Source organism: Chitinophaga niabensis, from assembly GCF_039545795.1.
GTDB lineage: Bacteria > Bacteroidota > Bacteroidia > Chitinophagales > Chitinophagaceae > Chitinophaga > Chitinophaga niabensis_B.
The window spans coordinates 4,668,096-4,693,852 of sequence record NZ_CP154260.1; the positions used below are offsets into that span (position 1 = coordinate 4,668,096).

The following is a 25,757-nucleotide window of genomic DNA, read 5'->3' on the forward strand; positions in this document are numbered from 1 at the left end:
ATGAACTCAAAGAGCCAGAAAAACCGTGCCAGCCTACTCTTCTTCCTCTATTTTCCCTTTCGGTCTATTTCCTTTAAAAATGCGGCTGACAGCTTTACGGATCCTGTTGATATTTACCAGTTGCTCCTGTATCGGCATCAGGGTGATATCACCATCCTGGATACCCGGCTCACTGTTCTCTGTGGCTGTTTGTTCAGGATAGATCAGCAGTACGTTGTTGTCTTTAAAATGCCTGCCCAGCCTTGCCGGTGTTCCTTCCAGGTATGGTTGATAGGACAGGGTTCCTTTACGGGCAGAAACCACTACCAGCAGATCATCGCGGGAAATGCTGCGGGCCAGTCCTAAGAAATCTTCCAGGTTTTCCAGATCGCGGAAAGTTACTTCCACGCTGATCTTGGTATTGCTGATAAACTTCTGCACGGCAGCCTGTGTTTTACGGCCTGCATAGATCACCATTTTAGCACCGGCCTGTTTGGCAAGCAGCACAATCTTTTGCAGGTAATGCGCAAAACCCAGTTCGTATTCCGTGTTCTTCGGTAATACCAGCACCAGCTTTTTGGTGGTATTGAGGGGATGATTAAAATGACAGATGAATACGGTTTCCCATACGCTCTGCAAAACGTTATCAGTGGTGGTACCAAAGATATTGCCGAAGAGGCGGTCTGTGGCACTATTCTTATCACTCCAGCCCAGGATCACGTCAGAGATGAGTAATTCTTTCACCGTGCGGGAAATACCATCTGTAACGTTCAGGTCTACACGCGTTACTACCTGGACGTTGCTTTCAGAAGCGGCAGCATGGATCACTGCTTTCTCCATCATTTTATTACTGACAAATATCTTATCACGGGCTTCCGCATCGTCCTGCACTACTACCAATGGATGAATAGGTTCCCTGCTGGCAGGGTCTTTTATCATCAGTGCAAAATCTATGAGGGATTCCATGCGTTCCGGATTGGCAATGGGGATCAGGATCTTTTCAGGGCCACCGGTGATCTCCGGTTTTTTCTCTGCTTCCCTGATAGCAAGTTTACGGCCGGCACTTTCTGTTACAAACGAGCCTACCATACAGGTAACGAGTATAAGTATGATGGTGCCGTTGAGCACATTTTCATTGATGATGCCCATCTTAAAACCGATCAGTATCACAGCAATGGTTGCAGCAGCATGCGAACTGCTGAGGCCGAATATAATGTTCCGCTGTGTGGCAGAATACCCAAAGGAAAGCTGTGTGAAAAATGCAGCCAGCCATTTGCTGAATAAAGCCATGGCTGTTAAAGCGCCAGCGATGATCAATGCTTCAGGGCCTTTCATCAATACCCTGAGGTCTACGATCATCCCCACACTGATCAGGAAGAAAGGAATGAATAAAGCACTGCCTACAAATTCCATCCTGTTCATCAGGGGGGATGTATGCGGGATCAACTGGTTGAGGGCAAGCCCTGCGAGGAAAGCGCCAATGATGGCTTCCACGCCAGCCAGTTCTGCCAGGAAACCTGCCAGGAAAACCAGCGCCAGTACAAATATGAAATGGGAGGTTTTATCGTCTTTGATCTTTTTAAAGAACCATCTGCCGATAATGGGGAATCCCCACAACACAATGCCTGCAAAAATAACCAGGGAGATCCCCAGTTTTAACCAGAAGGCGGTGTTCAGATTACCGGCTTCGGCACCGGTGATAATGGCTAGTATTAATAGTACGGCAGTATCTGTAATAATGGTACCCCCTACGGCTACCGTCACCGCTTCGTTTTTGGTGATGCCCAGGCGGCTGGCCAATGGATAAGCTACCAGGGTATGGGTGGCGAACATGCTGGATATCAGCAGGGTGGCCATGAGATTGAAGTGCAGCACATAAGTGCAAAGCACATATCCCATGATGAGCGGAATAAAAAAGGTAAAGGCGCCGAAAACAAGACTGCGGTGACGGTTCTTCCGGAATTCCGTCATGTCCAGTTCCAGGCCCGCGAGGAACATGATGTATAATAAACCGGCATTTCCGAAGAGGTCGATACTTCCTTTCTCTACGATCTTGAATCCATGGTCTCCAATGGTCATTCCCGCTAATATGAGTCCTATGATGCTGGGGATACGGAATTTTCGCAAAATAATGGGCGCCAGCAATATAATGAACAAAACCAACGAGAATATAGGCACTGGATCCTTCAGCGGCAGGCTGAAATCCATTAATAAAACCAATCCTTTCATGGCTGTTAATTTACGATCATTCTGCCAAAACCATGGTCATTGCCAAAAAAATGTAACTTTGTGTAAACATCTGCAGAATATGAGTTATATGGGCACGAGGACCTCCGTTCAGGAAAAATCGGAAGTGCTGGTAGAAACAGAAGAACAATATCCATTCAGCCTGGTAGTTTGGAATGATGACGTAAATACTTTCGACTGGGTGATACAGTCGTTAGTGGAAGTTTGCGGACATACGGAACAGCAGGCGGAACAATGTGCGCTCATTATTCATCATAATGGTAAATACGCCGTGAAAGAAGGTGAATACACGGATCTGAAACCCATGCTCGAAGCATTGCTCGACAGAGGGATCAGCGCCACCCTGGAAGAAACTGTAGCTTCATAAATGCCCCTTTTCCAGATACCTGATAATGAACTGATCTTTCCTCCCCTCCATAAGGCGGAACCGGATGGCCTGCTGGCCATCGGTGGGGACCTCAGTATGGAAAGGCTGTTACTGGCCTACCGCTCCGGCATATTTCCCTGGTATAACCGTAAACCCATCCTCTGGTGGTCTCCCGATCCCCGTTTTGTATTGTTCCCTTCCGAATTGAAAGTATCCAACAGTATGAAACAGCTGTTGAAGAAATCGCCGTTCCGTATTTCCGTCAATGAAAACTTTGCAGGGGTGATCAGTAATTGCAGCAGTATTGAAAGAGAGGGGCAGGATGGCAGCTGGATCACAAAAGATATGATGGCAGCTTATCTGCGGTTACATAAAGCGGGATATGCCCTCTCTGTGGAATGCTGGCAAAATGAAGAACTGGTGGGCGGTTTGTATGGCGTAAAAATAGGGCGATGCTTTTTTGGGGAAAGTATGTTTGCGAAAGTAAGTAATGCTTCCAAAGCTGCTTTCATCACTTTTATACGGCAATATGAAAATGAACTGGCCATGGTGGATTGCCAGGTACATACACATCACCTGGCTTCATTGGGAGCCCGTTTTATCAGCAGGATCACCTTTACGGATATTGTGCAGCGGAACCTATAATGACTCATCCGCAGGTGGTTCCCACAATTCTATCTTATGCCCTTCCGGATCCATGATCCAGGCAAACTTGCCATATTCAGATTCCTGGATCTCTCCTGCTATCTGCACACCTTCTGTTTTAAGTTGTTCCAGCAATGCCACCAGGTTGTCTACCCGGTAATTGATCATAAAAGGTTTATCGCTGGGTTGCAGATAGTCCGTATCATTTTTCATGGTGCTCCATTCCGTGCGGCCTACTTTTTCCGGATCTTCTACCGTTCTCCATCTGAAACTGGCGCCCCAGTCGGTAACAGGTAAACCCAGATGTTTACCATACCATTCCTTCATTTTTGCAGGATCCTCGCATTTAAAGAAGACGCCGCCGATACCGGTTACACGTTTCATGTGTGTTATTTTTTCTTTTTGATAAAAGTACCTTCAAAGAAACATTTGATCCCACGGTAAGCTCCACAGCTGGTTTCTTTGATGCTCACCTTTCCGCTGCTGAATTTGAAATCCACAATGCAGGAAGTGTGTTTATCTCTGAACTGGCCGGTAGTAGCTGTGGTGAAACGGCCCACACCATCTAATTCTCCTACACATTCGCCTTTATCACGTGAAAAATGTATAAAAAATAAAAACTCTTTCGGTGTTTCCCCGTCACGGATGGATACAAGGTTCTGTTCTCCGGAAGCGTAATTGGCGGAGAACTTGTGTTTACGGGGCAGGGTATCTATGGGATTGTATAAACCGGTGGCAGCAGGTTCATTGGAATTGGTCATGATCAGCGCCAGACTGCCGTCCGGGTTGATAGCGTATACATCATCACGGGTGGAGATCTGGCCGGGAGCCTTTTGGGTTTCCGTGGTCACCCTCAGGTCGTTCCTGGCATCCATCACAAGCCCCATGCGGGTATTGTTTGCGGCGGTATTTTTTGCTGCCAGATGGCGTTGCAGGAATTTTCCTTCTTTATCATATATACATAACCAGGCAACACTACCTGCTTTGGTAGCTCCTTCCACGATAAAAAACTGTTGATCTCCTTTTTTGATATAGGCGCGGGGGAAGAATTTAGGTTTCTCTGCCGCTGTAAAAGAACCCTTTGCCAGGGTATCCGGCAGGAATTGCTTTACCACCTTTGCTTTGAGGGCAAATGTATCCGGAATACGGTGTTTCAGCGAATCCGCGTTGAGCCGGTAGGTTAAAGCAGTTTCAGGAAAAAACTCCCTGAAATCTTTAAAAGTGAGCACACGATCTTCATCATTGGCTGGTTTGGAAGTATTCGTACAGGCCACAAACAGGCCAAACATCAGTGTCAGGAGTAGGATTCTGCTCATATCATGCTATAATTGGGCGAAAAGGTAAATATAATTCCATATATCTCCCAGAACTTCCTAATTTGAAAATTATTATTTAGATTTGTCTAAATTATATTTTAGATACCATGAATTTGACGAACGCGGAGGAGAACTACATCAAAGCTATTTTCAAGCTACAGGATGGTACTGCAGTGGTGAGTACCAATGCCATCGCTTATGACCTGGATACCAAACCGGCTTCGGTGACGGATATGGCCAAAAAGCTGAAGGAGAAGAAACTGATAGACTATGAAAAATACCAGGGCATTACGCTTACAGCGGAAGGGCGCAGGTATGCTTTGCAGATTGTTCGCCGCCACCGGCTGTGGGAATGTTTCCTGGTAGATAAACTGGCTTTCAGCTGGAATGAGGTACATGAGATTGCGGAAGAACTGGAACATGTGAAAAGTGAAAAACTCGTGAACCGCCTCAGCGAATTCCTGGGGAACCCTACTACGGATCCGCATGGTGATCCCATTCCGGATGCACAGGGCAAAATGAGCAAATCGAAACAGCTTGTTTCGCTGGACAAAGCTACGGCCAAAAGGCTGGAAGTGGCCGGGGTGTCTGACCAATCCTCCTCCCTGCTGGAATTCCTGAATGCCAAAGGCATCAGGCTGGGCACACAGATCGAGATCATTGAACGCTACGATTTTGACAACTCTGTAGAGATCAAGATCAAGAATCAATCTGCCTTTACGATCAGTGAGCAGGTATCGAAAACAATCATGGTAAAATCATTGTAAGAAGACCTTATGAAACTGCAGGACCACGCGGCATCTCTCAGCGAAGTACATCAAAGCATAGATACAACCGGCCAAAGCACCAGCAAATGGCGCAGGATATTAGCATTCTTCGGCCCCGCATATTTAGTGAGTGTAGGATATATGGACCCGGGAAACTGGGCTACAGACCTTGCCGGTGGTAGTAAATTCGGCTACACGCTCCTCTGGGTTTTATTGATGAGCAATATGATGGCCCTGCTGCTGCAAAGTCTCAGTGCCCGCCTGGGCATTGTTCGCGGAAGGGACCTTGCACAGGCTAACCGGGAAACTTATCCCGCGCCGGTAAACTTTGTTTTGTATATCCTGGCGGAAATAGCCATTGCTGCTACTGACCTGGCAGAGGTGCTGGGCATGGCCATCGGGATACAACTTTTAACGGGCATGCCTTTGATGTGGGGTGTTTCGCTGACAGTACTGGATACTTTCCTCCTATTGCTGTTACAACGTTATGGCATCCGCAAGATGGAAGCATTTATCATTGCGCTGGTGGCCATTGTGGGTACTTCTTTCCTCATACAGTTATTACTCGCCAAACCGGATGTATCAGAAGTGGTAACAGGTTTTGTTCCTTCCCTGCCGGATGAAACAGCTTTATATATTGCCATCGGTATCATCGGTGCTACGGTGATGCCGCATAATTTATACCTGCATTCTGCATTGGTGCAAACACGCAAGATCAAAAAAACAGAGGCCGGTATTAAACAGGCCATCAAAATAAATTTCTGGGATACCACCATTGCTTTGAACCTTGCCTTCTTTGTAAACGCAGCCATCCTCATTCTTGCCGCCACTGTTTTCTTTAAAGCAGGGCATACGGAAATTGCGGACCTGCATGAAGCACATCGTATGCTGGAACCTTTGCTGGGCGGCAAGCTAGCGCCGATCCTCTTTGCGGTGGCATTGATCGCAGCAGGACAAAGCTCTACAGTTACAGGCACCCTCGCAGGACAGATCGTCATGGAAGGATATCTGCGTTTACGGATCAATCCCTGGTTGCGGAGATTACTCACAAGGCTGGTGGCTATTGTACCGGCATTGATCGTGATATGGGTTTCAGGAGAAGAAAAGATAGGCCAGTTGCTGGTGTTCAGCCAGGTACTGCTGAGTTTACAATTAGGCTTTGCCGTTATTCCATTGATACACTTTGTAAGTGATAAACAAACGATGGGGCAGTTTGCTATCAGGTGGCATGTAAAATTGCTTGCATGGCTGATTGCCACCATTTTGGTGTACCTTAATATACGTATGGTATATTCCGAAGCCAGTACCTTTATCAGTGAAAACCAAAATGGATGGGTAGATGCCCTGATCATCTTCATCGGGGTGGTATTTGTGGCATTGCTGGTGATCACTATTATCTATCCTTTCCTCAGCCGCTACCGTCAGAAAGGTTCAGCACGTATGCATCCTACGCAGGTTACATTGGGCAACCTGGAAGCGCCGAAGTACAAAAGGATTGCCCTGGCGCTCGACTTTTCACAGTTTGATGAAAAGATCATTGCCAATGCCCTGGCGCAAGGGCAACCGGATACGGAGTATGTACTGATACACATAGTAGAGAGTGCTTCCGCGCGGTATTTCGGGAAAGATGCGGATGACTTCGAAACACGGAAAGACCAGGAGCAGTTAGATACTTATCTCGAGTTGCTGAAAAGCAAGAACATCCATGCAAAAGGAATATTGGGATACCGCCACCGTGCAAAAGAAATTGTACGGATCGTGAAACAGGAAAAGGCAGACCTGCTGATCCTGGGCGGGCATGGGCATACGGGCATCAAGGATTGGATCTATGGGGAAACGGTGAACAACGTACGGCACTATGTTCATATTCCTGTGTTAGTAGTTCAATAAAAACATTACATGCAAGCTTTATTTCAACCAGGTGATGTTAAAACTTTCCAGCGTGTAGTACGGAAAGAAGATTGTGCTGCATTTGACAGCGGGCTGGTGCATCCGGTATATGCTACGTTTGCACTGGCACGGGATGCAGAATGGTGTTGCCGCTTGTTTGTACTGGAAATGAAAGAGGCGGATGAAGAAGGGATCGGAACAATGCTGAGTCTGCAACATGTATCTCCTGCATTGGAAGGTAGTACGGTTGATTTCAGGGCTACCGTAAAAACATTAAACGGGCATGAGATCATTTGTACGCTGGAAATAAAGGTGGGGGACAGGGTTATTGCCACAGGGGAGAATGGGCAGAAGGTCCTGAAAAAAGAGAAGCTGGAGGCTGTGTTTCAAAAGTTGCAGCGCTAACATCTGGCATGGACTGTTAAAAAAGAAAACCTCTTTCAGCAACTGCGGAATTAAGGTTTATTCTTTTTTTAAGAAGTGCCAGCGTTTATAGCCCCAGCACTTCCTTCAGTTTTGGATATCCTGTTTTGCTCACTAATATTTTACTGCCATCCCGCAGGATAGCGAGATAAGTTTCTTTCTCATAAGGATCAATACGTGTGATCTGGCTCACGTTCAGGATAAAAGAGCGATGCACCCTGATAAATTGCTGCGGGTCCAGCATCTTCTCAAAGAAAGTCATTGTTTTATTCTTCAGGAAAGGCCCCTCCTGTGTAACGATCTTCACATAATCATCTGCTGCTTCCAGGTAATGAATATCCTGTACCGGGATGATCTTGATCTTTCCATTGATCTTTACCACTACCCTGTTATGCTGCATGGGCATTTCCTGCGAAGTGCTTTCCAGTAAGGCAGCGGTTACTTCTGTCCGCCGTTCCAGCATTTTCTGTAAGGCTTTATCAAACCGGTCGCGGGAGAAGGGTTTGAGCAGGTAGTCAATGGCATTCACTTCAAACGCGCGGATGGCATATTCTTCAAAAGCGGTGGTGAAGATCACGCAGGGAATTTTATCCACAAGTTCCAGCATTTCAAATCCATTGATCTTCGGCATCTGGATGTCCAGGAAGATCAGATCGGGTTGATACTGCTGGATGGCTTTCAGTCCTTCAAAGCCATCATTACATTCCGCTACTACTTCTATCTGCGGGTGCGCCAGCAGAAATTCTTTCACCAGTTCCCTGGCCAGCGGCTCGTCATCTATCAGAACTGTTTTTATCATGGAGTTGTGGTACTTTAATGATGGTGGTAAATATGTTGTCGTTGATCTTCGTTTCCAACAGGTCCTGCCGCGCAAATAATAAAAACAATCTTCTGCTGATAGAGTTCAGGCCAAAGCCTGTTCCCTGGTAAGGCTGTTGTTGTAAAGACGGATCGAATGGATTGGAAACGGATACGATCAGCACCTCGTTTTCTTTCCTGGCTTCGATCGCTATATTGATCGCCTCTGTTGTATCATACAACCCGAATTTAATGGCATTTTCTACCACGGGCTGCAGCAGCATGGGCGGGATCTGCATGTTTGAAACATCCTCTGCCGTATTAACGGTAGTGGTTAAACGGTGACGGAAACGAACTTTTTCAATATCGAGATACAATTCCAGGTACACCAGTTCTTCCTTCAACGGTATCCAGAGCTGGTCTTCTTTTTTGAGTGTGCCCCGCAGGAAGTCACTCAGTTTCTGGATCATCTGCCTGGCTTCTTCCGGGCGGATGGATACGAGGGCATTGATAGAGTTCAGGCTGTTAAACAGGAAGTGCGGCTGCAATTGCTGCCGCAGTTTATAGAGTTCTGCTTCTTTGGATAATTTCTCTGCTGCTTCTTTCCGGGCGAGGACCTCCCGCGTTTCTTCCATTTCGTACATGAAGAAGCTGATAAAACCGGTACCGGTGATCAGCATCCAGCCTAATGCGAAACGGATGGGCAGTGTGTCTGATAACCATTGTGTATATATTACTTCATTTCCGAAGAAGGCCTTTAAAAGGCAATATACACTTGCCAGCCAGATCAAACTTACTACGGTGGTAAGGACGGCCACATTCACATATCTCCTGTTAACCGGCCGGTAATATGCCTGCATTTGTGTGATGGCCGCTACGGCTAAAAAAAGCAGGATATTATGAACAAGACTTTCCGTTACGGCAATCGTTAATCTCAGGTGCAGCCAGTTGTATAAAATAACGCGGTGCAGGTTGAGAAAAACGATGAAACCAATGACGAAGGTCCAGCGGTAAGGCTTTTCTTTTAACAGATGTGTAGCCAAGTTCTATACGTTTAATTCAAAAGACTTCTGTGATTGTAACTGGGCTGCTTTCATCTGCAACAGGGCAATATAGTTGCTGGCATTTTCAGGCTCTTCTACACGGGAATACAGTTCCATTCCGTCTTTCAGATCGTCCAGTGTATACAATTCAGGCACATTGATAAAGCGCCATTCTACCAGTTCCTCTCTTTGATTCTTAAATGCGTATTGCTCCTGTTCTCCGATCTGCAGTGCTTTTTTCCAGGCCTCTTGTTTATTGATAGCACTGATCAGGCGTAACTGCTCATCGAATTGCGGGAGGTGTTCTCCTTTTCCGCATATTATCTGGTAAACGATCTTTGCAACAAACCAATACATGTTATTATGGTTTACAGGTGATGATAAGGATGGAGGGGTAAAAAACAATGAATAAAAAGGATGGCGGAAGGAAAGGTTAAAAGCTTCTCAGGTCTACCCCGCCAAATGTGCAGGAACCTTTGATGATCAAAGTTTTGCCGGAATTTGGCATGGGGTTTATCCCCCGTTTATCTTCAATTCCACCGAATACGGTGTTCACATCTAACTTCACATCCCAGTTGGAAGGAACTACTAATTCAACGCCACCAAATAAAGTGGTGATATCGAGTATAACTTCTCCGTGAATGTCTGCCTGCATAAAGTTCAGTTCTGTGCCGCCGAAAACGGTGGTGATATTACCTCCTTTGAAATCTTTGGACAGCACTACTTTATTGGAGCCGCTGAAAATAGTAGTGGCCTGTAAATAATCATCGCTGGTGCTTCCTCCCCGCAGATATTCATCATATTGCTGTCTGCGGCTGGAAGCTTTACCGATCAGGTATACACCTATAACTATCAGGATGATCGGCCACATGAACCGGCGCAGGTCCCATGCAAAAGGAACAATGTCATCTACCAGGAACACGGTACCTACCAGCATCAGGATGAACCATGCCGGCCCCTGGAATTTACGTTTTGCGCCCATTATAAAACCGATCACGATCAGCAACATAGGCCAGCTAAATACCCAGTGCGGCATGCGGAGGTCCAGGCGGTCCAGGAAAAAGAATAGACCAATACAAAGAACTATCACGCCGGCCCAAAGACCATTACCGCTATTATCTTGTTGACGATTAAGTCTGCTCATTATTTTGTGTTTTTGAATTTTATGATACAAATCTACTCCGGGGCTGTATCTGTATCAATACTGCTTAGGCAGGAATGGGGGTATTACCGGTAAAACCGGGGAAATTGCCGGTGAAAATGATCACAATTCCACCACGATGGATTTACCGCCTAATTTTTTGAGGGTGGATTGGATAGCAGCCACCATGGGATCGGGGCCACAGATATAGAAATTCTGGTTAAAATCCTTCACTTTGGCCCGAAGGTACACTTCGTCTACCCGGTGATTATCATACCCGGGAATGGCTTCATCTGTGAGGGTATTGATGAAATTTGGGCCGAGAATGCGTTGAAATTCCTCTTCCAGGATAATGTCCTGGCGGGTTTTGTTGGAAAAGATCAGTTTATTATTACCCACTTTGCCTTCTTTTTCCAGGTCCCGGAAAATGGCAATAAAAGGAGTGACACCGGCTCCTCCGGCAATAAAAACCCCTTCCCCCTGGTAATGGATAGCTCCCCATACATCATGGATCCGGAGACTGTCTCCCACCTTAAGTTTGCCCAGTTGATTGGTGACGCCGGGATGGTCGTTATAGATCTTGATGGTGAATTCCAGGAAATCCCAATGGTTGAGGGCGGTGAAAGTAAAAGGGCGGAGTTCTGCTTCCCAGCCGGGTTTGTTAATGGACACATCTGTTGCCTGCCCCGGCACAAACTTGTAGCCGGCGGGCTTTTCTATCCTGAATCTCTTAACGTTATGGGTTACAGGGGTTATATCCAATATTGCAACAATATGTTCTGTCATGACTCGCCCAATTGTTCATCTAATTTAAGGTAATTATCACAATTGGGATACCCTATCCGTATGACAAATGTGTTACCTTTGCGGTCAATTAATAAAACAATAACTCAGAATATGCCGGCAGAAAAAATTCAGATGATTAACGGGCAGATCAAGGTCCCTGCCCATCCTATTATTCCGTTCATTATTGGTGATGGCATCGGGCCGGATATCTGGCGTGCCAGTGTCCGCGTGTTTGATGCAGCTATTGAAAAGGCTTACGGCAGCGATCGTAAGATTGAATGGAAAGAAGTACTGGCTGGCGAAAAGGCTTTTAAAGAAACAGGCGAATGGCTCCCCAAAGCTACGCTGGATGCGCTGAAAGAGTACCTCGTATCTATCAAAGGCCCGCTGAGTACACCGGTGGGTGGCGGTATCCGTTCCCTGAACGTGGCCATGCGCCAGGAGCTTGACCTCTATGCCTGCGTTCGTCCTGTACGCTGGTTCAACAAAGTACCCTCTCCCGTTAAACATCCTGAGAAGGTAGACATGGTGATCTTCCGTGAAAACACAGAGGATATCTACGCCGGTATTGAATATATGTATGGCACACCTGATGCGGACAAACTCCTGAAGTTCTTACAGGAAGAACTGGGCGTTAAACAGATCCGTTTCCCTGAAACTTCTTCTTTTGGTATCAAACCGGTATCTAAAGAAGGTACGGAAAGGCTGGTACGTGCGGCCATCACTTATGCCGTTGAGCATAAAAAACCCACTGTGACCATCGTGCACAAAGGAAATATCATGAAGTTCACGGAAGGTGGCTTCAAGAATTGGGGTTATGAACTGGCTGTACGTGAATTTGGCGATAAAGTGTATACCTGGGAGCAATGGGAGAAAACCAAAGCTGAGAAAGGGGAAGATGAAGCCAACCGCGAGATCAAAGTAGCACAGGCGCATAACAAGATCATCATTAACGATGTGATCGCAGATAACTTCCTGCAGCAGATCCTGCTGGCACCACAGGACTTCTCCGTGATCGCTACCCTCAACCTGAACGGCGACTATATCTCTGATGCCCTCGCCGCTGCTGTAGGTGGTATTGGTATTGCACCAGGTGGTAACATCAACTATGCTACCGGCCACGCTGTATTTGAAGCAACACACGGCACAGCTCCCCGCTTTGCCAACACAGATACCATGAACCCTTCTTCCGTGATCCTTTCCGGCGTAATGATGCTGGAATACATGGGCTGGAAGGAAGCTGCAGAGATCATTGTACATGGCCTCAGCACTGCTATCATGCGTAAAAGAGTAACGATCGACTTCTACAAACTAATGGATGATGCCACCCTGGTAAAATGCAGTGAGTTTGCGGATGAGATCATCAAACAGCTCTAAGTTTGCATATTATTCAGGCTATTTGTATATTTCGTGTTTACTATCGACACACATTTAAAAAATTATTAATCAATGTCTCAAAAAATCAAAGTAGCAAACCCTGTGGTTGAACTGGATGGCGACGAAATGACGCGGATCATCTGGAAGTTCATTAAAGACAAACTGATCCTCCCCTACCTGGAGTTAGATATAAAGTATTATGACCTTGGCATGGAATACCGTGACGAGACAAATGACCAGGTTACGATCGATGCGGCCAATGCTATCAAACAATATAACGTTGGTATCAAATGTGCTACCATTACGCCTGACGAAGAACGCGTAAAGGAATTTAAGCTGAAACAAATGTGGAAATCACCGAACGGAACTATCCGTAACATCCTGGATGGTACTGTGTTCCGTGAGCCTATTGTGATGAAGAACGTTCCGCGTTTAGTGCCTAACTGGACTGCCCCTATCTGTATCGGCCGTCACGCTTTTGGTGATCAGTATCGTGCAACCGATTTCGTAGTAAAAGGTAAAGGTAAACTCACTATCAAATTTGAAGGTGAGAACGGTGAAGTGATTGAACATGAAGTATACCAGTTCAAAGGTGATGGTGTTGCGCTGGCCATGTATAATACGGATGAATCTATCCGTGGTTTTGCACGTGCATGTTTCAACCAGGCCCTGATCAAAAAATGGCCTTTGTATCTCAGCACCAAGAACACCATCCTGAAAAAATACGATGGCCGTTTTAAAGATATCTTCGAAGAAACTTACCAACAGGAGTTCAAAGCTGAATTCGATAAAGCCGGTCTTACTTATGAGCACCGCCTCATCGATGACATGGTGGCCAGTGCACTGAAATGGCATGGTAACTTTGTATGGGCTTGTAAGAACTATGATGGTGATGTACAGTCTGATACTGTAGCACAAGGTTTTGGTTCCCTGGGTCTGATGACTTCTACCCTGGTTACACCTGATGGTAAAACCATGGAAGCAGAAGCAGCACATGGTACCGTTACCCGTCACTATCGTGATCACCAGGCTGGTAAACCAACTTCCACCAACCCTATCGCTTCCATCTTTGCATGGACCCGCGGTCTGGAATTCCGTGGTAAGCTGGATAACAACCAGGACCTGATCAACTTCTGCCAGTCACTCGAGCAGGTTTGTATCGAAGTGGTGGAAAGCGGTAAAATGACGAAGGACCTCGCAGTATGTATCCATGGTAACAAAGTGGAACATGGCAAACATTACCTCTATACAGAGGAATTCCTGGAGGAACTGGATAAAGCGTTGAAAATTAAGCTGAACAAATAAGGCTTTGACCGATAATCACAAAGTCCCGCAGGAATTGCGGGACTTTTTTTATTTTACGGGGACTAAATCAAAACCAACAAAACATTAAAATGAAACTATCATCTATCCTCCCCGGCCTACTGTTGTTACCCGCTTTGGCCGGAGCACAAACTAATTATACCATTAAAGGCAAGGTGGGGCAATTGAATGCTCCTATCAAAGCTTACCTCCGTTATGCGGCAGATGGTAAACAGGTAACGGATTCCGCTACGCTTACAAATGGTTCCTTTGAGTTCACAGGTACTGTGAAAGAACCGACCAGAGCTATGGTATCCTTATATTATGGTCCTACTGCTTCCCGCTTTGTGAACGGTACGGAACGTGTTAAAGTATACCTGGAAAATGGTACGATCTCTATTGAGAGCGCGGATTCCATCAAATTTTCCAAAGTGAAAGGCGGTGTTGCCAACCAGGAAAGTAATGACCTGGATGTTTTGCTGAAGCCATTGGAGAAACGTAACTCCGATCTGATGGAGCTTTGGATGAGCAAATCAGAAGCTGAGCGTAAGGATTCTGTGTTCTATGCTGGTATAATGGCTACTAACGATGCTATCATAAAAGACCGTAAAGAAGTGCTGAAGAAGTTCATTGCTTCCAAACCTAAATCTGTTCTTGGTCTTGAGGCTTTACAGGAATATGCAGGTTCTTTCCCTGATTATGAGGAAGTAAAACCTCTCTTCAATACCCTGGCTGCCGGTGTGCAAAAAAGCGAGGCGGGTGTGAAGTATGCTGAACGTCTTGAGCGGGTGAAGGCTGTGGCTATTGGGGCTATTGCGCCTGGTTTCACACAGAATGACCCTGAAGGTAAACCGGTTTCGCTGGCTTCTTTCAGAGGTAAATATGTGTTGATCGATTTCTGGGCTTCCTGGTGTGGACCTTGCCGTGCGGAGAATCCTACAGTGGTGAAGGCGTATAATGCTTATAAAGACAAGAACTTTACGGTGCTGGGGGTTTCTCTGGACCAGGAAGGTGCGCATGATAAATGGGTGAAGGCGATCGCTGATGATAATCTTACCTGGACGCAGGTTTCTGACCTGGCTTTCTGGAAGAATGCGGTGGCTCAGCAGTATGCGGTGAATTCTATTCCGCAGAATTTCCTGCTGGATCCTAATGGGAAGATCATTGCTAAGAACCTTCGTGGGAAGAACCTGGAGGATAAGCTGGCTGAGGTGATTAAATAATCATTCCGCCGCTCCCAATAAGCATAAAAAAAATTCGACCGAAAAAACTAGCCCATTGGTTATAAGAGGCAATAGGGAACAGTTTTCGGTCGAATTTTTTTTATGCTTATTTCCGCTGGTATAGGGGGTTTTTAGCAAGCTTTTTTTAAGAGCTGGGGAATAACGTAAAATTGCAAAGAGCGGCGCTGATAATAGCGGCGCTCTTTTTATTAGAACTTAAACGTCAGGTTGCGTGGTTTTTGGGCTCCGGGGTAGCCATCCCATCCCGGTATTGTTTGTTGCCGGGGTTGCTGGCTTTTATGCCGATGCTTAAGGGGGAATTCACACGTGGTGTGAATATATGCACAAGGTACAGGGAATCCTTATCGCTGATCTTAATGATCAGGAATTAGATTTACGCAGAAGGGAATTTATTACTGATGGGGGCTATGTTCTTATTTCCTGACTTATTTCCTGTGTGCAGATATTACCTGCGATGTCATATACGACCACTGTAAAGGGGATTTCTACGAGTTTGTGTTCCCAGCGGTTGTTTTTCCAAACTGCAAACCCTGTTGCTTTGGGGGTAATGATCTTTACTTTTTCAATGCGATGTTTAGCTTTTGTTTTTACGATCACTGTTTCATTTTCTACACTTACTTCTATTTCCGGTTTATTATAAGCATCCTGAAAAGCTGCGTTAAAGGCTGTTTGGGTGGGTTTGGCGATGGATTGATAGTAAGCTTTCTTTTCGGGGTCTTTGATGGCGGCTTTCGCGAAATCATTGGCCCTTTTGAAGCGCTCCTGGTTGGCTATCTGTTTGGCGGTTTTGGGAGGATACTTGCAAGGGGGAGCGCACATTACAGTTTTGCCGTTCCGCTGGCGGAAGACGATCTGTTTGCCGAAGGTGCCGGTGGCTCCTTTTGTGATGACGTTATGTTCAGATACTGCCATATTGCTAAGATAAGACAAAGATGGCATATAACAATGCGAATCTTGAGCCTATGTCAAGCGAATCTTAGATATGGGAGAACACAAGGAGTGCCCTGCTGAATTGCCCGGAAATGAAAATGTCATTGCAGGAAGCGAATATGCTATTAACATGGCTGGGATAATATTTCTATTTTTTGGGATATTAAAATTCCACTTATGAAAAAATCTACACTCAAAGGATTTTTGGCCGGGTTGCTATTGCCTATTTTGCTCGCTGTTGGCCACAGCACCAAAGCACAATTGATCTCCATGGAAAATGGACAGTTGGTGTATAAAAAATACGCCAACCAGGGACAGACCGATACGGTCAACCAGATACCTGACTTTTCGAATGCAGGTTATCGTGGTGGCGGGGTGCGCATTCCGGTATGGGAAGTATCTGACAGTATCTCTCCTGTTGAGGGAGATAACCGCGCTAACATCCAGGCTGCAATAGACAGAGTATCTGCATTGCCTTTACAGGCTAACGGACATCGTGGGGTGTTGTTATTAAAAGCAGGCGTGTATCCTGTGGAAGGTTCCATTTTCATTAAGGCCAGCGGGGTTGTGCTACGGGGAGCTGGAAACGGGGTGAATGGAACGGTGATCATTGCCACGCAGAAAACACAGCATGACCTGATCAAAGTACAGGGTGCCGGTAGTGGTTATGGAGAAGTGAGCGGCAGCAAATTCCGCATTACTTCTTCGTATGTGCCTACCGGTAGTAAAACTTTTGATGTGGCTGCCAATCACACTTTCCACGTAGGTGATAAAGTGGTGGTACAGAAAACGCCGAACGATCTCTGGATCGATACACTGGATATGCGGCAGTATGGCTGGACGGCTTCAGGGTATAAAACTACTTATGAAAGAACTATCACAGCGGTTAGCGGAGCTACCATCACTATTGATATTCCTATTGTAGACCCGATTGAAACTACATTAGGCGGTGGTGAGGTGTACCGTTCCAATATTACGGGCAGGATCAGTGAATGCGGCCTGGAGCAATTGCGGATCGAATCTTATTTTCAGAATGATGAAGATGAAAGCCATGGCTGGTATGCGATTGTTTTTACCCGTACGGAAAACAGCTGGATCAAACATGTAACCGGTAAGTACTTTGGAAATGGGCTGGTAAGTCTTAGTAATATGAGTCGTTTTAATACGGTAGAAGATTGTGCGATGATAGATCCCAAATCCATTACCACCGGCGGAAGGAAATATTCCTTTAACCTGGATGGCAATGCTACCAGTAATTTATATCAGCGCTGCATTACCTGGGGAGGCCGTCACGACCTGGTGAGCGGTTCCAAAGTTCCCGGTCCGAATGTGTTCCTGGATTGCAGTTCTGAAAATACCCGGGCTGATATCGGGCCGCATCACAGATGGTCTACCGGACAGTTGTATGATAATATCTATGGCGGACAGATCAGGGTGCAGAACAGAGGAGCGTCTGGAACAGGGCATGGATGGTCTGGTGCACAGACTTTATTCTGGAATGTTTATTCCTATACAAGCGATATACTCGTGTCCAGTCCTTTTGGTGCGAGGAACTGGGGTATCGGTAACATCGGGAAAAAGCAAAGCGGCAACGGGTATTGGGAAAGCTGGGGTACACATGTAATACCCAGGAGCCTTTACCTGCAACAGTTACGGGAGCGTCTTGGAGATTCTGCGGTGGGGAATATTGCTATTCCCAAACAGCTCGTGGCTCCTTTGTGGGATTCTCTCCGCGCGCGTGGACAAAGCATTCTTGCGGAACCTCCGGTGCGGTATGGTGCTGATACTGTCATTGCTTCTTTTGACCTCACTGATAATGGCGGGGTTATTACAGGGCAATATCCCAATACTTCCAAACCTACTGAGAATTTTACAAGTCTTATTGATAACAATACCAGTACCAAATATTATATCAGTGGAAGAAAAGCACTGTGGGTACAATATGCTTCCACGCAACCAGGGATTGTTACGCGTTACACTTTAACATCGGGGAATGATGTTCCGGAGCGTGATCCTAAGAACTGGAACCTGGTTGGTTCTAATGATGGTGTAACATGGGCACTGATCGATAGCCAGATCAATCAAAGTTTTGCTACGAGGAAACTGACCAGAACATTCTCTGTAGACAGCAATACTATTCCCTATCGTTATTACCGGCTGAATGTTACGGCTAACAATGGACATACGGGTACGCAGTTTTCAGAATGGGAATTATTTGAGCGCCGTCATCAATCTGTTTCTTTCAACGAAGTACCTGACATCACTTATGGTGATGAGCCACTGGAACTTTTTGGAGCAGTGAGTACATCTGGCTTACCGGTTTCTTTAGAAGTGATCTCCGGGCCCGGTACATTAACGGATTCTGCTTTACATTTTACAGGTGCAGGAACGATTGTGATCAGGGGCACACAGGCAGGGTCAACAGATTATTTCCCGGCAACTGCGGAGCTCTCTATTAACGTGGCTAAAGCTGCACAGGAGATCAGTTTTGAAGCGGTGCCTGAGAAAACTTTCGGGGATAGCGCTTTTGTGCTGCATGCCAGTTCTGATGCCGGTTTACCGGTAACCTTTGAATTGGTTAGCGGACCCGGCGTGTTAACTGATTCATTGGTAGCCATCACCGGAGCAGGGTCCATCATTGTGAGAGCGATACAGGCAGGGAATGAGAATTATGATTCCATAGCTGTGGAACAGGCTATTGTAGTGCATAAAGCGCAACAGACCATCACATTCGATGCTATTCCTGCGAAGGTAAAAGGACAAACGGTGTATCTGACTGCTACGGCTTCTTCCGGTTTACCGGTTGGGTTTTCGATTGTATCAGGAAATGGGAACCTCAGTGGCAATGTGCTCAAGTTAAACTATGAAGGTTTAATCACTATCCAGGCGGATCAGGCAGGTAATGACAACTATGAGCCTGCTGTTCCTGTTCCGCAACAGATCCTTGTATTAGGACTCGGCACATTGATCCCGGAGATCAAGGCAATAGTATATCCGAACCCTACATCAGGGCAGTTTAAAGTGAAACTGGAAAATGCGCCGGTACGGCCGCATACATTTATGGTGGTTGATTATCGCGGAAACGTTGTCTTATCTACAGTAGCTACGCCGAATGGTGCTAAATATTTTGAAGTAAGTCTTAATATCAGTTCTTCAATAGATGGCATCTATTACCTGCATGTATTGGAAGGAACACGTAACGTAATGCGGATCATTGTGAAGTATTAAGTAACGGAGTGTTTTATTAAAGCCCTCAGGAAACACGTTTTCCTGGGGGCTTTCTTTATATTTGATGATGGAATTCTGGGAATCTGCTTTTAATGAAAAAAAGGAAATGTGGGGATTCGAGCCTGCAAAGTCTGCTGTATTGACAAAGGATCTTTTTGTTGAGAAGTCGGTGAGGCACGTGCTTATTCCCGGAATTGGCTATGGGCGGAATGCAAAAGTATTCATAGATAGCGGGATGGCAGTAACGGGTATTGAGATATCCAAAACGGCTATTGAAATGGCGCGGAAACATTATGGTGAGGACATGGTGATCCATCATGGGTCAGTAACTGATATGCCATATGACAATAAGCGTTATGATGGAATATTCTGCTATGCTTTAATACATCTCCTGGATAGTACTGAAAGAGCGAAACTGATCCGTGATTGTTATGATCAGTTATCGGAGAATGGCCATATGGTATTTACGGTTATCTCGAAGGAAGCACAGACCTATGGACAGGGTACCTTAATAAGCAAGGACCGTTATGAGATGTTTGGTGGTGTTAAGATGTTCTTTTATGACAGGGCATCCATTCACGCAGAGTTTGATCAGGCCGGGCTGTTTGAGATCACTGAGGTTACTGAGAACTATCCTTTCTTTCTGATCAAATGCAGGAAAAGTGATTAGGGAAGTTATTCCAGCGATGCAGTCCATAAGTTTGAATTTCTTAACTTTGCCGTATGGCTGCTAAAATTGGACGTTCCGTATCCGAATTCAATAATGAGTTGAAACTACGAGGTTTCAATGTCTGGCAACTTGAAAGTGATAGTAATGCCACCAAGATCTATAGCAGGAAAGACTTTTACAAGATCTGCCTAACTACGGGAAAGAGCATTATCCATTATGCGGACCGCAGTTTTGAGGCAGAGGGAACTGTACTATTCTTTGGTAACCCACATGTACCGTATTCCTGGGAAACGCTTTCAACTACATATGTAGGCTATACCTGCCTGTTTTCGGAAGATTTCCTGAGGCTGTCTGAACGGTCTGAAAGTCTGCAGCAATCGCCATTCTTTAAGATCGGCGGCACATCTATTTTGAAGATTACAGAGTCGCAAAGGCTGTTTCTAAATACTATCTTTCAAAAGATGATGGAAGAGCAGCAGACTGACTATACCTATAAAGACGATCTGATCCGCAATTATATTCACCTCATTATCCATGAAGCGCTGAAACTTCAACCTTCGGAAAACTTTGAGCAGCAGAAGAACGCTTTATCGCGCATCACTTCTGTTTTCCTTGAATTACTGGAAAGACAGTTTCCTGTTGAGAACAGCGACCGGCCCCTTTCTTTACGGACTGCCCAGGATTACGCTAATTCCCTTGCTATTCATGCGAACTACCTTAACCGCGCCGTGAAGGAAACAACCGGCAGATCTACCACTACGCATATCACAGAGCGCATTGCCCGTGAAGCCAAAGCGCTTTTGCAACATACTGACTGGAACGTTGCGGAAATCGCCTACTCCCTTGGTTTCGAATACCCTACATATTTCAATAATTTCTTCAAAAAGATCACCGGAATGAATCCAACCACATTTCGGGAGGCGTTAGTTTGAATTTCTTAATCATTGGTTTGATAATCGTTACCATCAGGGGTTGGCTTCGGGGTAACTTTGTGTTGTTTACAAATAAAACAGAAACCAATGATCAGAAAAATAATAATGCTTGCTGTTTCGTCCATTTTAATTGGACGGGCCTCAGCCCAAACAAAAACAACAATGAAACAGATAGATCCAAAAAGCTATACCACCTTCAGGGTGAACGATAGCATAACAATGCATGAAGTTATTTTTAGGAACCAGTACGATATGAATGTTGCCGGGCATCTTTTTATTCCAAAGCGCCTGGATCAAAGTAAAAAGCATGCTGCTATTATTGTTGGACATCCTATGGGGGCCGTTAAAGAGCAGAGTGCAGATGTATATGCCTCCAATATGGCTGAGCGTGGTTTTATTACCTTAGCTATCGATTTGTCTTTCTGGGGGGAAAGTGAAGGAAAGCCACGAAATGTTGTTGCGCCTGATATTTATGCTGAAGATTTCAGTGCGGCGGTAGACTTTCTTGGTACTCGCCCATTTATTGACAGGAACAGGATTGGTGTGATTGGCGTTTGCGGCAGCGGAAGTTTTGTCATCAGTGCCGCTAAGATAGATCCCCGATTAAAAGCTGTTGCAACTATCAGCATGTACGACATGGGGGCTGCCAATCGAAATGCGCTTAATCACTCACAAACACTTGAGCAACGAAAGAAAATTATTGCGGAAGCTGCTGAGCAGCGTTATGCAGAGTTCAATGGTGATGCAACAAAATACACCAGTGGAACTGTAGATAACCTGGATGAAAACACACATCCTGTTCAGAGTGAGTTTTTTGATTTCTATCGTACACCAAGAGGTGAGTACACTCCAAAAGGCGGGTTTCCTGAACTCACTACACATCCAACCCTAAGCAGCAACACTAAGTTTATGAACTTCTATCCCTTCAATGACATAGAAACAATCTCTCCCCGTCCTCTGCTTTTTATTACGGGCGATCAGGCACACTCAAAGGAGTTTAGTGAAGATGCTTACAAGCGTGCAGCTGAACCAAAAGAACTATATTACGTGCCGGGTGCTGGCCACGTAGATCTTTACGATAAAATTGAATTAATTCCCTTCGATAAGCTCACTGTATTCTTTACTGAATGTCTTAAATAGGCAGCTTTCTTCTATTAACTGTTTGTAATAAAATTTTGTTAGATTGAGTTAAACCTAAAGCCATGGAAATAACAAGAATAGGTTCGAGACCTTCCGGTAAGGGACCGGAAGATTGGTTTACCGGTGCTGTAAGAGTAGATCCCCTGTTTGACTACAATGAGGCAAGACGCGGCGCAGCGGCCAGTGTGACTTTTGAGCCGGGTGCAAGAACGGCATGGCATACGCATCCATTTGGGCAAACATTAATTGTAACAGCTGGTTGTGGATGGGTGCAGCGTGAAGGCAGTCCGGTGGAAACGATACATCCTGGAGATGTGGTGTGGTTTGAGCCGAATGAAAAACATTGGCATGGCGCTACAACAACTACAGGAATGACCCATATTGCTATTCAGGAAAACCTGAACGGCAAAGTGGTGGAATGGATGGAGAAAGTTACAGATGAGCAATATAAAGGAAACAATGATTAGCCTGTCATTCTCTTCATAAAAATACTATTTATATGAATCAGGGGCGCCTAAGGTTGTATAAATTTCAACCTGATATTCGAAAGTCATTCTCCCTTGCGGTGGCGATTTTATTGATGATGCTTTCTACTTTCAGTGCTATGGCTCAGCAAAGCAAACTGAAGATAAGGATCGCAAAGATTGAAATTGATCCTACATATCTGACAGCATACCAGGCGGCTTTAGCTGAGCATGCTGAAGCTGCTGTGAAAGTGGAACCCGGTGTATTGACACTGAACGCCGTATATGATAAGGAGCATCCAACACATGTAACCGTTTTTGAGATTTATGCCAGCGAGGAGGCTTATCAAAAACATTTGAAAACAGATCACTTTCTGAAGTATAAAAATGGGACACTGAAAATGGTAAAGTCGCTTCAACTTACAGATGTTGAACCCATTTCACTGCAAACCAAATTTGTTCCGGAGAAACGCTGATTTTGCAACCAGGCTATTTAACGAATAGAATATGGCGAGAATATTTATTACCGGCTCAGCAGATGGGCTTGGGCATTTGGCAGCAAAGGCGTTGATTAAGTTGGGACATGAGGTTGTTCTCCATGCACGCAATGAAGTGAGGGCAAAACAGGCATTAGAGAAAATACCGGGTGCAAAGGAAGCATTAATAGCAGATCTTTCCAGTATAGCAGAAACAAAGTTATTGGCTTCAAAGGCTAATGCTTTGGGCTCTTTCGATGTAGTGATCCATAATGCCGGTGTATACCAGGTATCGGGGCAAAGTGTTGATGGTTTGCCGCTATTATATGCTGTAAACAGTATTGCACCTTATTTACTAACCTGTTTGATGCACAAACCGAAACGGCTCGTTTATCTGAGTTCCGGTATGCATCTTCAGGGTAATACAACATTGGAAAATCTCCCATTGAACATACATTCCGAGTCCAGCCGGATTACCTATTCAGATACAAAACTACATGATGTGATCTTGTCTATGGCTGTAGCACGCAGATGGGCAGATGTTTATTCTAATGCTGTTGATCCCGGATGGGTACCTACAAAAATGGGTGGGACAGGTGCACCTGACAACCTTGAAAAGGGATTTGAGACGCAGGTATGGCTTGCGGTAAGTAATGATCCTGAAGCATGTGTAAGTGGTAAGTATTTTCACCATAAAAGGCAGGATCATTTTCTCCCAATATCCATGGATGCAACTGTACAGGAGGTTTTTATGACCAAGTGTGAGAAATTGACAGGTGTAAGATTGACGTAATGTAAAAAAAATTCTTCCCGCCGTGCAGTGAACTATCGTACAAGTGTGCGACGCAACGGCGGCTCCATTAATAAGCTGCCGTTTGGCCCAACATCTTATTTAGCCGTAAAGTACTTCATCAGCGTTTTATCTTCTCCATAGATATCTTCGTAGAACTGCATCCTATGATTACACAATTCAGCTGTGAAGTAACGGATATAGATGGGGATCCTTTCCGTGAGATTATACTGTTTCTTTTCCTCCCGATCCAGCCAGGTACGTACACTATCCCGGATATCAGGTTTGGGATCATGGCTGACCATGTACATGGCCAGGCTATCCCATTGCTGCACACGTACGCAGCCATGGCTGAGTGCGCGGTTGGAATTGCTGAACAGGCTACGGTTATTGGTGTCGTGAAGATATACGCTGAACTTGTTGGAAAAGTTGAACTTCATGATGCCGAGGGAATTATCCAGGCCATCCATCTGCCGCAATACATAAGGGAAGTAATTTCTCCCCAGCTTTGACCAGTTCACGGAATCAGGACTTACTACATTGCCCTGATGATCTACTACTTCCAAATTCTTTTCTGCGAGGTAGTTCACATCTTTCTTGATCTGCGGCAGCATTTCTTTGAATACAATGCTGTATGGCACACGCCAGTAAGGGTACAACACGAAATTGGTCATTACTGAATTCAGGACGGGTGTGCGTGTGCGTGGTGTACCTACTATTACGCGGGATTCTACCATTGAGTCTCCATTTTCCATTACGTTTAAACGGAAAGCGGGAATGTTTACCATCAGGTAACGTTGTGGCAGTGTATCCGGAAGTTTACGCCAGCGGTCTAAGTTGATGGCAGCTTGCAGGAGCCAGTCTTCCGGTTGTTTATTGAGTACCTGGATGGTTCGTTTTCCTGCTACACCATCCGGGTAGATGTTGAATTCATTCTGAAATGCTTTTACGGCTTTTCTGAGGGTGAGGGAATCTGTTAACCCTACGCCTGTGGTATCCAGGTGCCCGCTTTGTAATAAGCGCAATCCTAACTGACGGCGGAATTGCAGGGTATCTGTATATACCTGTGGCAGCGTATCCCAGTGGCGGTTGCCGTATTGTTGTTTATACAATTGTATGCCTTCTTTGAGAGCAGCATATCCGGGGTGGATGGGTTCCTGTTGTTCAAGAACGGCGGTTACATTTCCTCTCTGGAGCGCCTCCTGCAGAAGACCTGCCAGTACTGTATCTGAGAGAACGGAATCTTTACGGAGGGTGATACTATCCCGGGGAGCTATGCCGTAATGTAACTGGTAAGCCATCCTAAGGAATGCATCTGTCAGGAATACATCCATTTTGGCCCAGAGTGCGGCATCGCGCTTTTCGTTCTTTAACTGTGCTGATGAGGTATGGAGGGGCCCGGCGTGATAGTGGGCTTTTACAAGGCCGTAATCATCTGCCTTGCTGATAAGCTGCAACATGGAAGCTACGGCGGCGTTCGCTCTGCCGTCTTTGGACCATTTTGCGGCTCCATTGTTCTGCTGGTATACATATTGAAGGGCGGAAAGGCGGAAAACAGCTATACTGTCCTCCATAGCCCCATCGTTGCCTGCAATATATTCCAGTCGCTCTGCTATTTGCTCAGGTACCACTTCATCCAGCTGCCGGAGGTCTTTTACGATCTCCTGCTGCCTGGGTTGCCCTTTTTTACGGCCACAGGCAGCGATTGCTATGATGATGAGTAATATCCAGCCCTTCGAAAGATACTTCATCACAGCTAAAGTAGGATAAATTGCAAAAACTGTGTTGAAATTAATGTGGGA

At 45.6% G+C, this 25,757-nt stretch carries 25 protein-coding genes; 15 read left to right on the forward strand and 10 right to left on the reverse strand.

Annotation, left to right across the window (positions count from 1 at the left end):
* Positions 1 to 33: 33 nt before the first annotated feature.
* Positions 34 to 2,208 carry a cation:proton antiporter gene (locus AAHN97_RS18440; protein WP_343303538.1) on the reverse strand — a complete coding sequence of 725 codons (2,175 nt, stop codon included), beginning with the start codon at positions 2,206 to 2,208 and terminating at the stop codon, positions 34 to 36.
* An 88-nt stretch (positions 2,209 to 2,296) separates the two neighbouring features.
* Between AAHN97_RS18440 and AAHN97_RS18445 the strand changes: the two genes are divergently transcribed.
* Both AAHN97_RS18445 and aat read left to right on the forward strand, forming a co-directional pair.
* On the forward strand, positions 2,297 to 2,593 hold the full coding sequence (locus AAHN97_RS18445) for an ATP-dependent Clp protease adaptor ClpS (RefSeq protein WP_343303539.1): 297 nt from the start codon (positions 2,297 to 2,299) through the stop codon (positions 2,591 to 2,593).
* Positions 2,594 to 3,238, forward strand: coding sequence for a leucyl/phenylalanyl-tRNA--protein transferase (gene aat, locus AAHN97_RS18450; protein WP_343303540.1), 645 nt, complete (start codon positions 2,594 to 2,596; stop codon positions 3,236 to 3,238).
* On the opposite strand, the gene AAHN97_RS18455 is transcribed toward aat, so the two are convergent.
* Positions 3,233 to 3,622, reverse strand: coding sequence for a VOC family protein (locus AAHN97_RS18455; RefSeq protein WP_343303541.1), 390 nt, complete (start codon positions 3,620 to 3,622; stop codon positions 3,233 to 3,235). The two genes, aat and AAHN97_RS18455, sit on opposite strands and share 6 nt — an antisense overlap.
* Positions 3,623 to 3,627: 5 nt before the next feature.
* The gene (locus AAHN97_RS18460; protein WP_343303542.1) at positions 3,628 to 4,554 is read right to left on the reverse strand and encodes a hypothetical protein; all 927 of its coding nucleotides are present in this window, start codon (positions 4,552 to 4,554) and stop codon (positions 3,628 to 3,630) included.
* Positions 4,555 to 4,661: 107 nt separating this feature from the next.
* Here AAHN97_RS18460 and AAHN97_RS18465 point away from each other — a divergent pair, with 107 nt between their 5' ends.
* From AAHN97_RS18465 to AAHN97_RS18475, 3 genes are read left to right on the forward strand one after another with little or no spacing between them, the layout of a single operon-like run.
* The gene (locus tag AAHN97_RS18465; RefSeq protein ID WP_343303543.1) at positions 4,662 to 5,321 is read left to right on the forward strand and encodes a metal-dependent transcriptional regulator; all 660 of its coding nucleotides are present in this window, start codon (positions 4,662 to 4,664) and stop codon (positions 5,319 to 5,321) included.
* A gap of 9 nt (positions 5,322 to 5,330) precedes the next feature.
* On the forward strand, positions 5,331 to 7,211 hold the full coding sequence (locus AAHN97_RS18470) for an Nramp family divalent metal transporter (protein ID WP_343303544.1): 1,881 nt from the start codon (positions 5,331 to 5,333) through the stop codon (positions 7,209 to 7,211).
* Between the two features lie 9 nt (positions 7,212 to 7,220).
* Entirely contained in the window at positions 7,221 to 7,616 is a 396-nt protein-coding gene (locus tag AAHN97_RS18475; RefSeq protein ID WP_343303545.1) for a thioesterase family protein, read from the forward strand.
* A gap of 85 nt (positions 7,617 to 7,701) precedes the next feature.
* On the opposite strand, the gene AAHN97_RS18480 is transcribed toward AAHN97_RS18475, so the two are convergent.
* The 5 genes from AAHN97_RS18480 to AAHN97_RS18500 all read right to left on the reverse strand — a co-directional run bounded on the left by AAHN97_RS18480 (position 7,702) and on the right by AAHN97_RS18500 (position 11,402).
* Entirely contained in the window at positions 7,702 to 8,433 is a 732-nt protein-coding gene (locus AAHN97_RS18480; protein WP_343303546.1) for a LytR/AlgR family response regulator transcription factor, read from the reverse strand.
* Positions 8,408 to 9,475, reverse strand: a complete 1,068-nt coding sequence (locus AAHN97_RS18485; protein WP_343303547.1) for a sensor histidine kinase — start codon at positions 9,473 to 9,475, stop codon at positions 8,408 to 8,410. The genes AAHN97_RS18480 and AAHN97_RS18485 overlap by 26 nt, the downstream gene beginning before the upstream one ends.
* 3 nt (positions 9,476 to 9,478) lie before the next feature.
* Positions 9,479 to 9,832: a DUF4288 domain-containing protein gene (locus tag AAHN97_RS18490; RefSeq protein ID WP_343303548.1), complete on the reverse strand. Its 354-nt coding sequence runs from the start codon at positions 9,830 to 9,832 to the stop codon at positions 9,479 to 9,481.
* Between the two features lie 76 nt (positions 9,833 to 9,908).
* Positions 9,909 to 10,619 carry a LiaF transmembrane domain-containing protein gene (locus tag AAHN97_RS18495; protein WP_343303550.1) on the reverse strand — a complete coding sequence of 237 codons (711 nt, stop codon included), beginning with the start codon at positions 10,617 to 10,619 and terminating at the stop codon, positions 9,909 to 9,911.
* 120 nt (positions 10,620 to 10,739) lie between these two features.
* Positions 10,740 to 11,402, reverse strand: coding sequence for an FAD-binding oxidoreductase (locus AAHN97_RS18500; protein WP_343303551.1), 663 nt, complete (start codon positions 11,400 to 11,402; stop codon positions 10,740 to 10,742).
* Positions 11,403 to 11,462: 60 nt separating this feature from the next.
* On the opposite strand from AAHN97_RS18500, the gene icd reads away from it, so the two are divergent.
* From icd to AAHN97_RS18515, 3 genes are all read left to right on the forward strand, one after another.
* Positions 11,463 to 12,779, forward strand: a complete 1,317-nt coding sequence (icd, locus tag AAHN97_RS18505) for an NADP-dependent isocitrate dehydrogenase (RefSeq protein WP_343303552.1) — start codon at positions 11,463 to 11,465, stop codon at positions 12,777 to 12,779.
* A gap of 72 nt (positions 12,780 to 12,851) precedes the next feature.
* On the forward strand, positions 12,852 to 14,084 hold the full coding sequence (locus AAHN97_RS18510) for an NADP-dependent isocitrate dehydrogenase (RefSeq protein ID WP_343303553.1): 1,233 nt from the start codon (positions 12,852 to 12,854) through the stop codon (positions 14,082 to 14,084).
* Positions 14,085 to 14,173: 89 nt separating this feature from the next.
* Positions 14,174 to 15,304: a TlpA disulfide reductase family protein gene (locus AAHN97_RS18515; protein WP_343303554.1), complete on the forward strand. Its 1,131-nt coding sequence runs from the start codon at positions 14,174 to 14,176 to the stop codon at positions 15,302 to 15,304.
* 426 nt (positions 15,305 to 15,730) lie between these two features.
* On the opposite strand, the gene AAHN97_RS18520 is transcribed toward AAHN97_RS18515, so the two are convergent.
* Entirely contained in the window at positions 15,731 to 16,237 is a 507-nt protein-coding gene (locus tag AAHN97_RS18520) for a hypothetical protein (RefSeq protein WP_343303555.1), read from the reverse strand.
* A 195-nt stretch (positions 16,238 to 16,432) separates the two neighbouring features.
* Here AAHN97_RS18520 and AAHN97_RS18525 point away from each other — a divergent pair, with 195 nt between their 5' ends.
* From AAHN97_RS18525 to AAHN97_RS18555, 7 genes are all read left to right on the forward strand, one after another.
* Positions 16,433 to 19,483, forward strand: coding sequence for a T9SS type A sorting domain-containing protein (locus tag AAHN97_RS18525; RefSeq protein ID WP_343303556.1), 3,051 nt, complete (start codon positions 16,433 to 16,435; stop codon positions 19,481 to 19,483).
* 67 nt (positions 19,484 to 19,550) lie between these two features.
* On the forward strand, positions 19,551 to 20,153 hold the full coding sequence (locus AAHN97_RS18530; protein ID WP_343303557.1) for a class I SAM-dependent methyltransferase: 603 nt from the start codon (positions 19,551 to 19,553) through the stop codon (positions 20,151 to 20,153).
* Positions 20,154 to 20,206: 53 nt separating this feature from the next.
* A complete protein-coding gene (locus tag AAHN97_RS18535) occupies positions 20,207 to 21,085 on the forward strand; it encodes a helix-turn-helix domain-containing protein (protein ID WP_343303558.1) in 879 nt (292 codons plus the stop codon).
* Positions 21,086 to 21,172: 87 nt separating this feature from the next.
* Positions 21,173 to 22,225 (forward strand): alpha/beta hydrolase, encoded by a 1,053-nt coding sequence (locus tag AAHN97_RS18540; protein ID WP_343303559.1) that lies wholly within the window; start codon positions 21,173 to 21,175, stop codon positions 22,223 to 22,225.
* A gap of 62 nt (positions 22,226 to 22,287) precedes the next feature.
* Complete coding sequence (locus AAHN97_RS18545; protein WP_343303560.1) at positions 22,288 to 22,692, forward strand: (R)-mandelonitrile lyase; 405 nt, start codon at positions 22,288 to 22,290, stop codon at positions 22,690 to 22,692.
* A gap of 98 nt (positions 22,693 to 22,790) precedes the next feature.
* Positions 22,791 to 23,165 carry a putative quinol monooxygenase gene (locus AAHN97_RS18550; RefSeq protein WP_343303561.1) on the forward strand — a complete coding sequence of 125 codons (375 nt, stop codon included), beginning with the start codon at positions 22,791 to 22,793 and terminating at the stop codon, positions 23,163 to 23,165.
* A gap of 31 nt (positions 23,166 to 23,196) precedes the next feature.
* Positions 23,197 to 23,958 carry an SDR family NAD(P)-dependent oxidoreductase gene (locus AAHN97_RS18555; protein ID WP_343303562.1) on the forward strand — a complete coding sequence of 254 codons (762 nt, stop codon included), beginning with the start codon at positions 23,197 to 23,199 and terminating at the stop codon, positions 23,956 to 23,958.
* Between the two features lie 95 nt (positions 23,959 to 24,053).
* Here the strand turns inward: AAHN97_RS18555 and AAHN97_RS18560 are convergent, their stop codons facing one another.
* Positions 24,054 to 25,706 (reverse strand): L,D-transpeptidase family protein, encoded by a 1,653-nt coding sequence (locus tag AAHN97_RS18560; RefSeq protein ID WP_343303563.1) that lies wholly within the window; start codon positions 25,704 to 25,706, stop codon positions 24,054 to 24,056.
* Between the last annotated feature and the right edge of the window lie 51 nt (positions 25,707 to 25,757).

What these genes read in the sequence shown, in the direction of transcription:
- AAHN97_RS18440 (WP_343303538.1), bottom strand. Translation starts at nt 2,208, where the DNA reads ATGAAAGGATTGGTTTTATTAATGGATTTCAGCCTGCCGCTGAAGGAT.
- AAHN97_RS18445 (WP_343303539.1), top strand. Translation starts at nt 2,297, where the DNA reads ATGGGCACGAGGACCTCCGTTCAGGAAAAATCGGAAGTGCTGGTAGAA.
- aat (WP_343303540.1), top strand. Translation starts at nt 2,594, where the DNA reads ATGCCCCTTTTCCAGATACCTGATAATGAACTGATCTTTCCTCCCCTC.
- AAHN97_RS18455 (WP_343303541.1), bottom strand. Translation starts at nt 3,622, where the DNA reads ATGAAACGTGTAACCGGTATCGGCGGCGTCTTCTTTAAATGCGAGGAT.
- AAHN97_RS18460 (WP_343303542.1), bottom strand. Translation starts at nt 4,554, where the DNA reads ATGAGCAGAATCCTACTCCTGACACTGATGTTTGGCCTGTTTGTGGCC.
- AAHN97_RS18465 (WP_343303543.1), top strand. Translation starts at nt 4,662, where the DNA reads ATGAATTTGACGAACGCGGAGGAGAACTACATCAAAGCTATTTTCAAG.
- AAHN97_RS18470 (WP_343303544.1), top strand. Translation starts at nt 5,331, where the DNA reads ATGAAACTGCAGGACCACGCGGCATCTCTCAGCGAAGTACATCAAAGC.
- AAHN97_RS18475 (WP_343303545.1), top strand. Translation starts at nt 7,221, where the DNA reads ATGCAAGCTTTATTTCAACCAGGTGATGTTAAAACTTTCCAGCGTGTA.
- AAHN97_RS18480 (WP_343303546.1), bottom strand. Translation starts at nt 8,433, where the DNA reads ATGATAAAAACAGTTCTGATAGATGACGAGCCGCTGGCCAGGGAACTG.
- AAHN97_RS18490 (WP_343303548.1), bottom strand. Translation starts at nt 9,832, where the DNA reads ATGTATTGGTTTGTTGCAAAGATCGTTTACCAGATAATATGCGGAAAA.
- AAHN97_RS18495 (WP_343303550.1), bottom strand. Translation starts at nt 10,619, where the DNA reads ATGAGCAGACTTAATCGTCAACAAGATAATAGCGGTAATGGTCTTTGG.
- AAHN97_RS18500 (WP_343303551.1), bottom strand. Translation starts at nt 11,402, where the DNA reads ATGACAGAACATATTGTTGCAATATTGGATATAACCCCTGTAACCCAT.
- icd (WP_343303552.1), top strand. Translation starts at nt 11,463, where the DNA reads ATGACAAATGTGTTACCTTTGCGGTCAATTAATAAAACAATAACTCAG.
- AAHN97_RS18510 (WP_343303553.1), top strand. Translation starts at nt 12,852, where the DNA reads ATGTCTCAAAAAATCAAAGTAGCAAACCCTGTGGTTGAACTGGATGGC.
- AAHN97_RS18515 (WP_343303554.1), top strand. Translation starts at nt 14,174, where the DNA reads ATGAAACTATCATCTATCCTCCCCGGCCTACTGTTGTTACCCGCTTTG.
- AAHN97_RS18520 (WP_343303555.1), bottom strand. Translation starts at nt 16,237, where the DNA reads ATGGCAGTATCTGAACATAACGTCATCACAAAAGGAGCCACCGGCACC.
- AAHN97_RS18525 (WP_343303556.1), top strand. Translation starts at nt 16,433, where the DNA reads ATGAAAAAATCTACACTCAAAGGATTTTTGGCCGGGTTGCTATTGCCT.
- AAHN97_RS18530 (WP_343303557.1), top strand. Translation starts at nt 19,551, where the DNA reads ATGGAATTCTGGGAATCTGCTTTTAATGAAAAAAAGGAAATGTGGGGA.
- AAHN97_RS18535 (WP_343303558.1), top strand. Translation starts at nt 20,207, where the DNA reads ATGGCTGCTAAAATTGGACGTTCCGTATCCGAATTCAATAATGAGTTG.
- AAHN97_RS18540 (WP_343303559.1), top strand. Translation starts at nt 21,173, where the DNA reads ATGATCAGAAAAATAATAATGCTTGCTGTTTCGTCCATTTTAATTGGA.
- AAHN97_RS18545 (WP_343303560.1), top strand. Translation starts at nt 22,288, where the DNA reads ATGGAAATAACAAGAATAGGTTCGAGACCTTCCGGTAAGGGACCGGAA.
- AAHN97_RS18555 (WP_343303562.1), top strand. Translation starts at nt 23,197, where the DNA reads ATGGCGAGAATATTTATTACCGGCTCAGCAGATGGGCTTGGGCATTTG.
- AAHN97_RS18560 (WP_343303563.1), bottom strand. Translation starts at nt 25,706, where the DNA reads ATGAAGTATCTTTCGAAGGGCTGGATATTACTCATCATCATAGCAATC.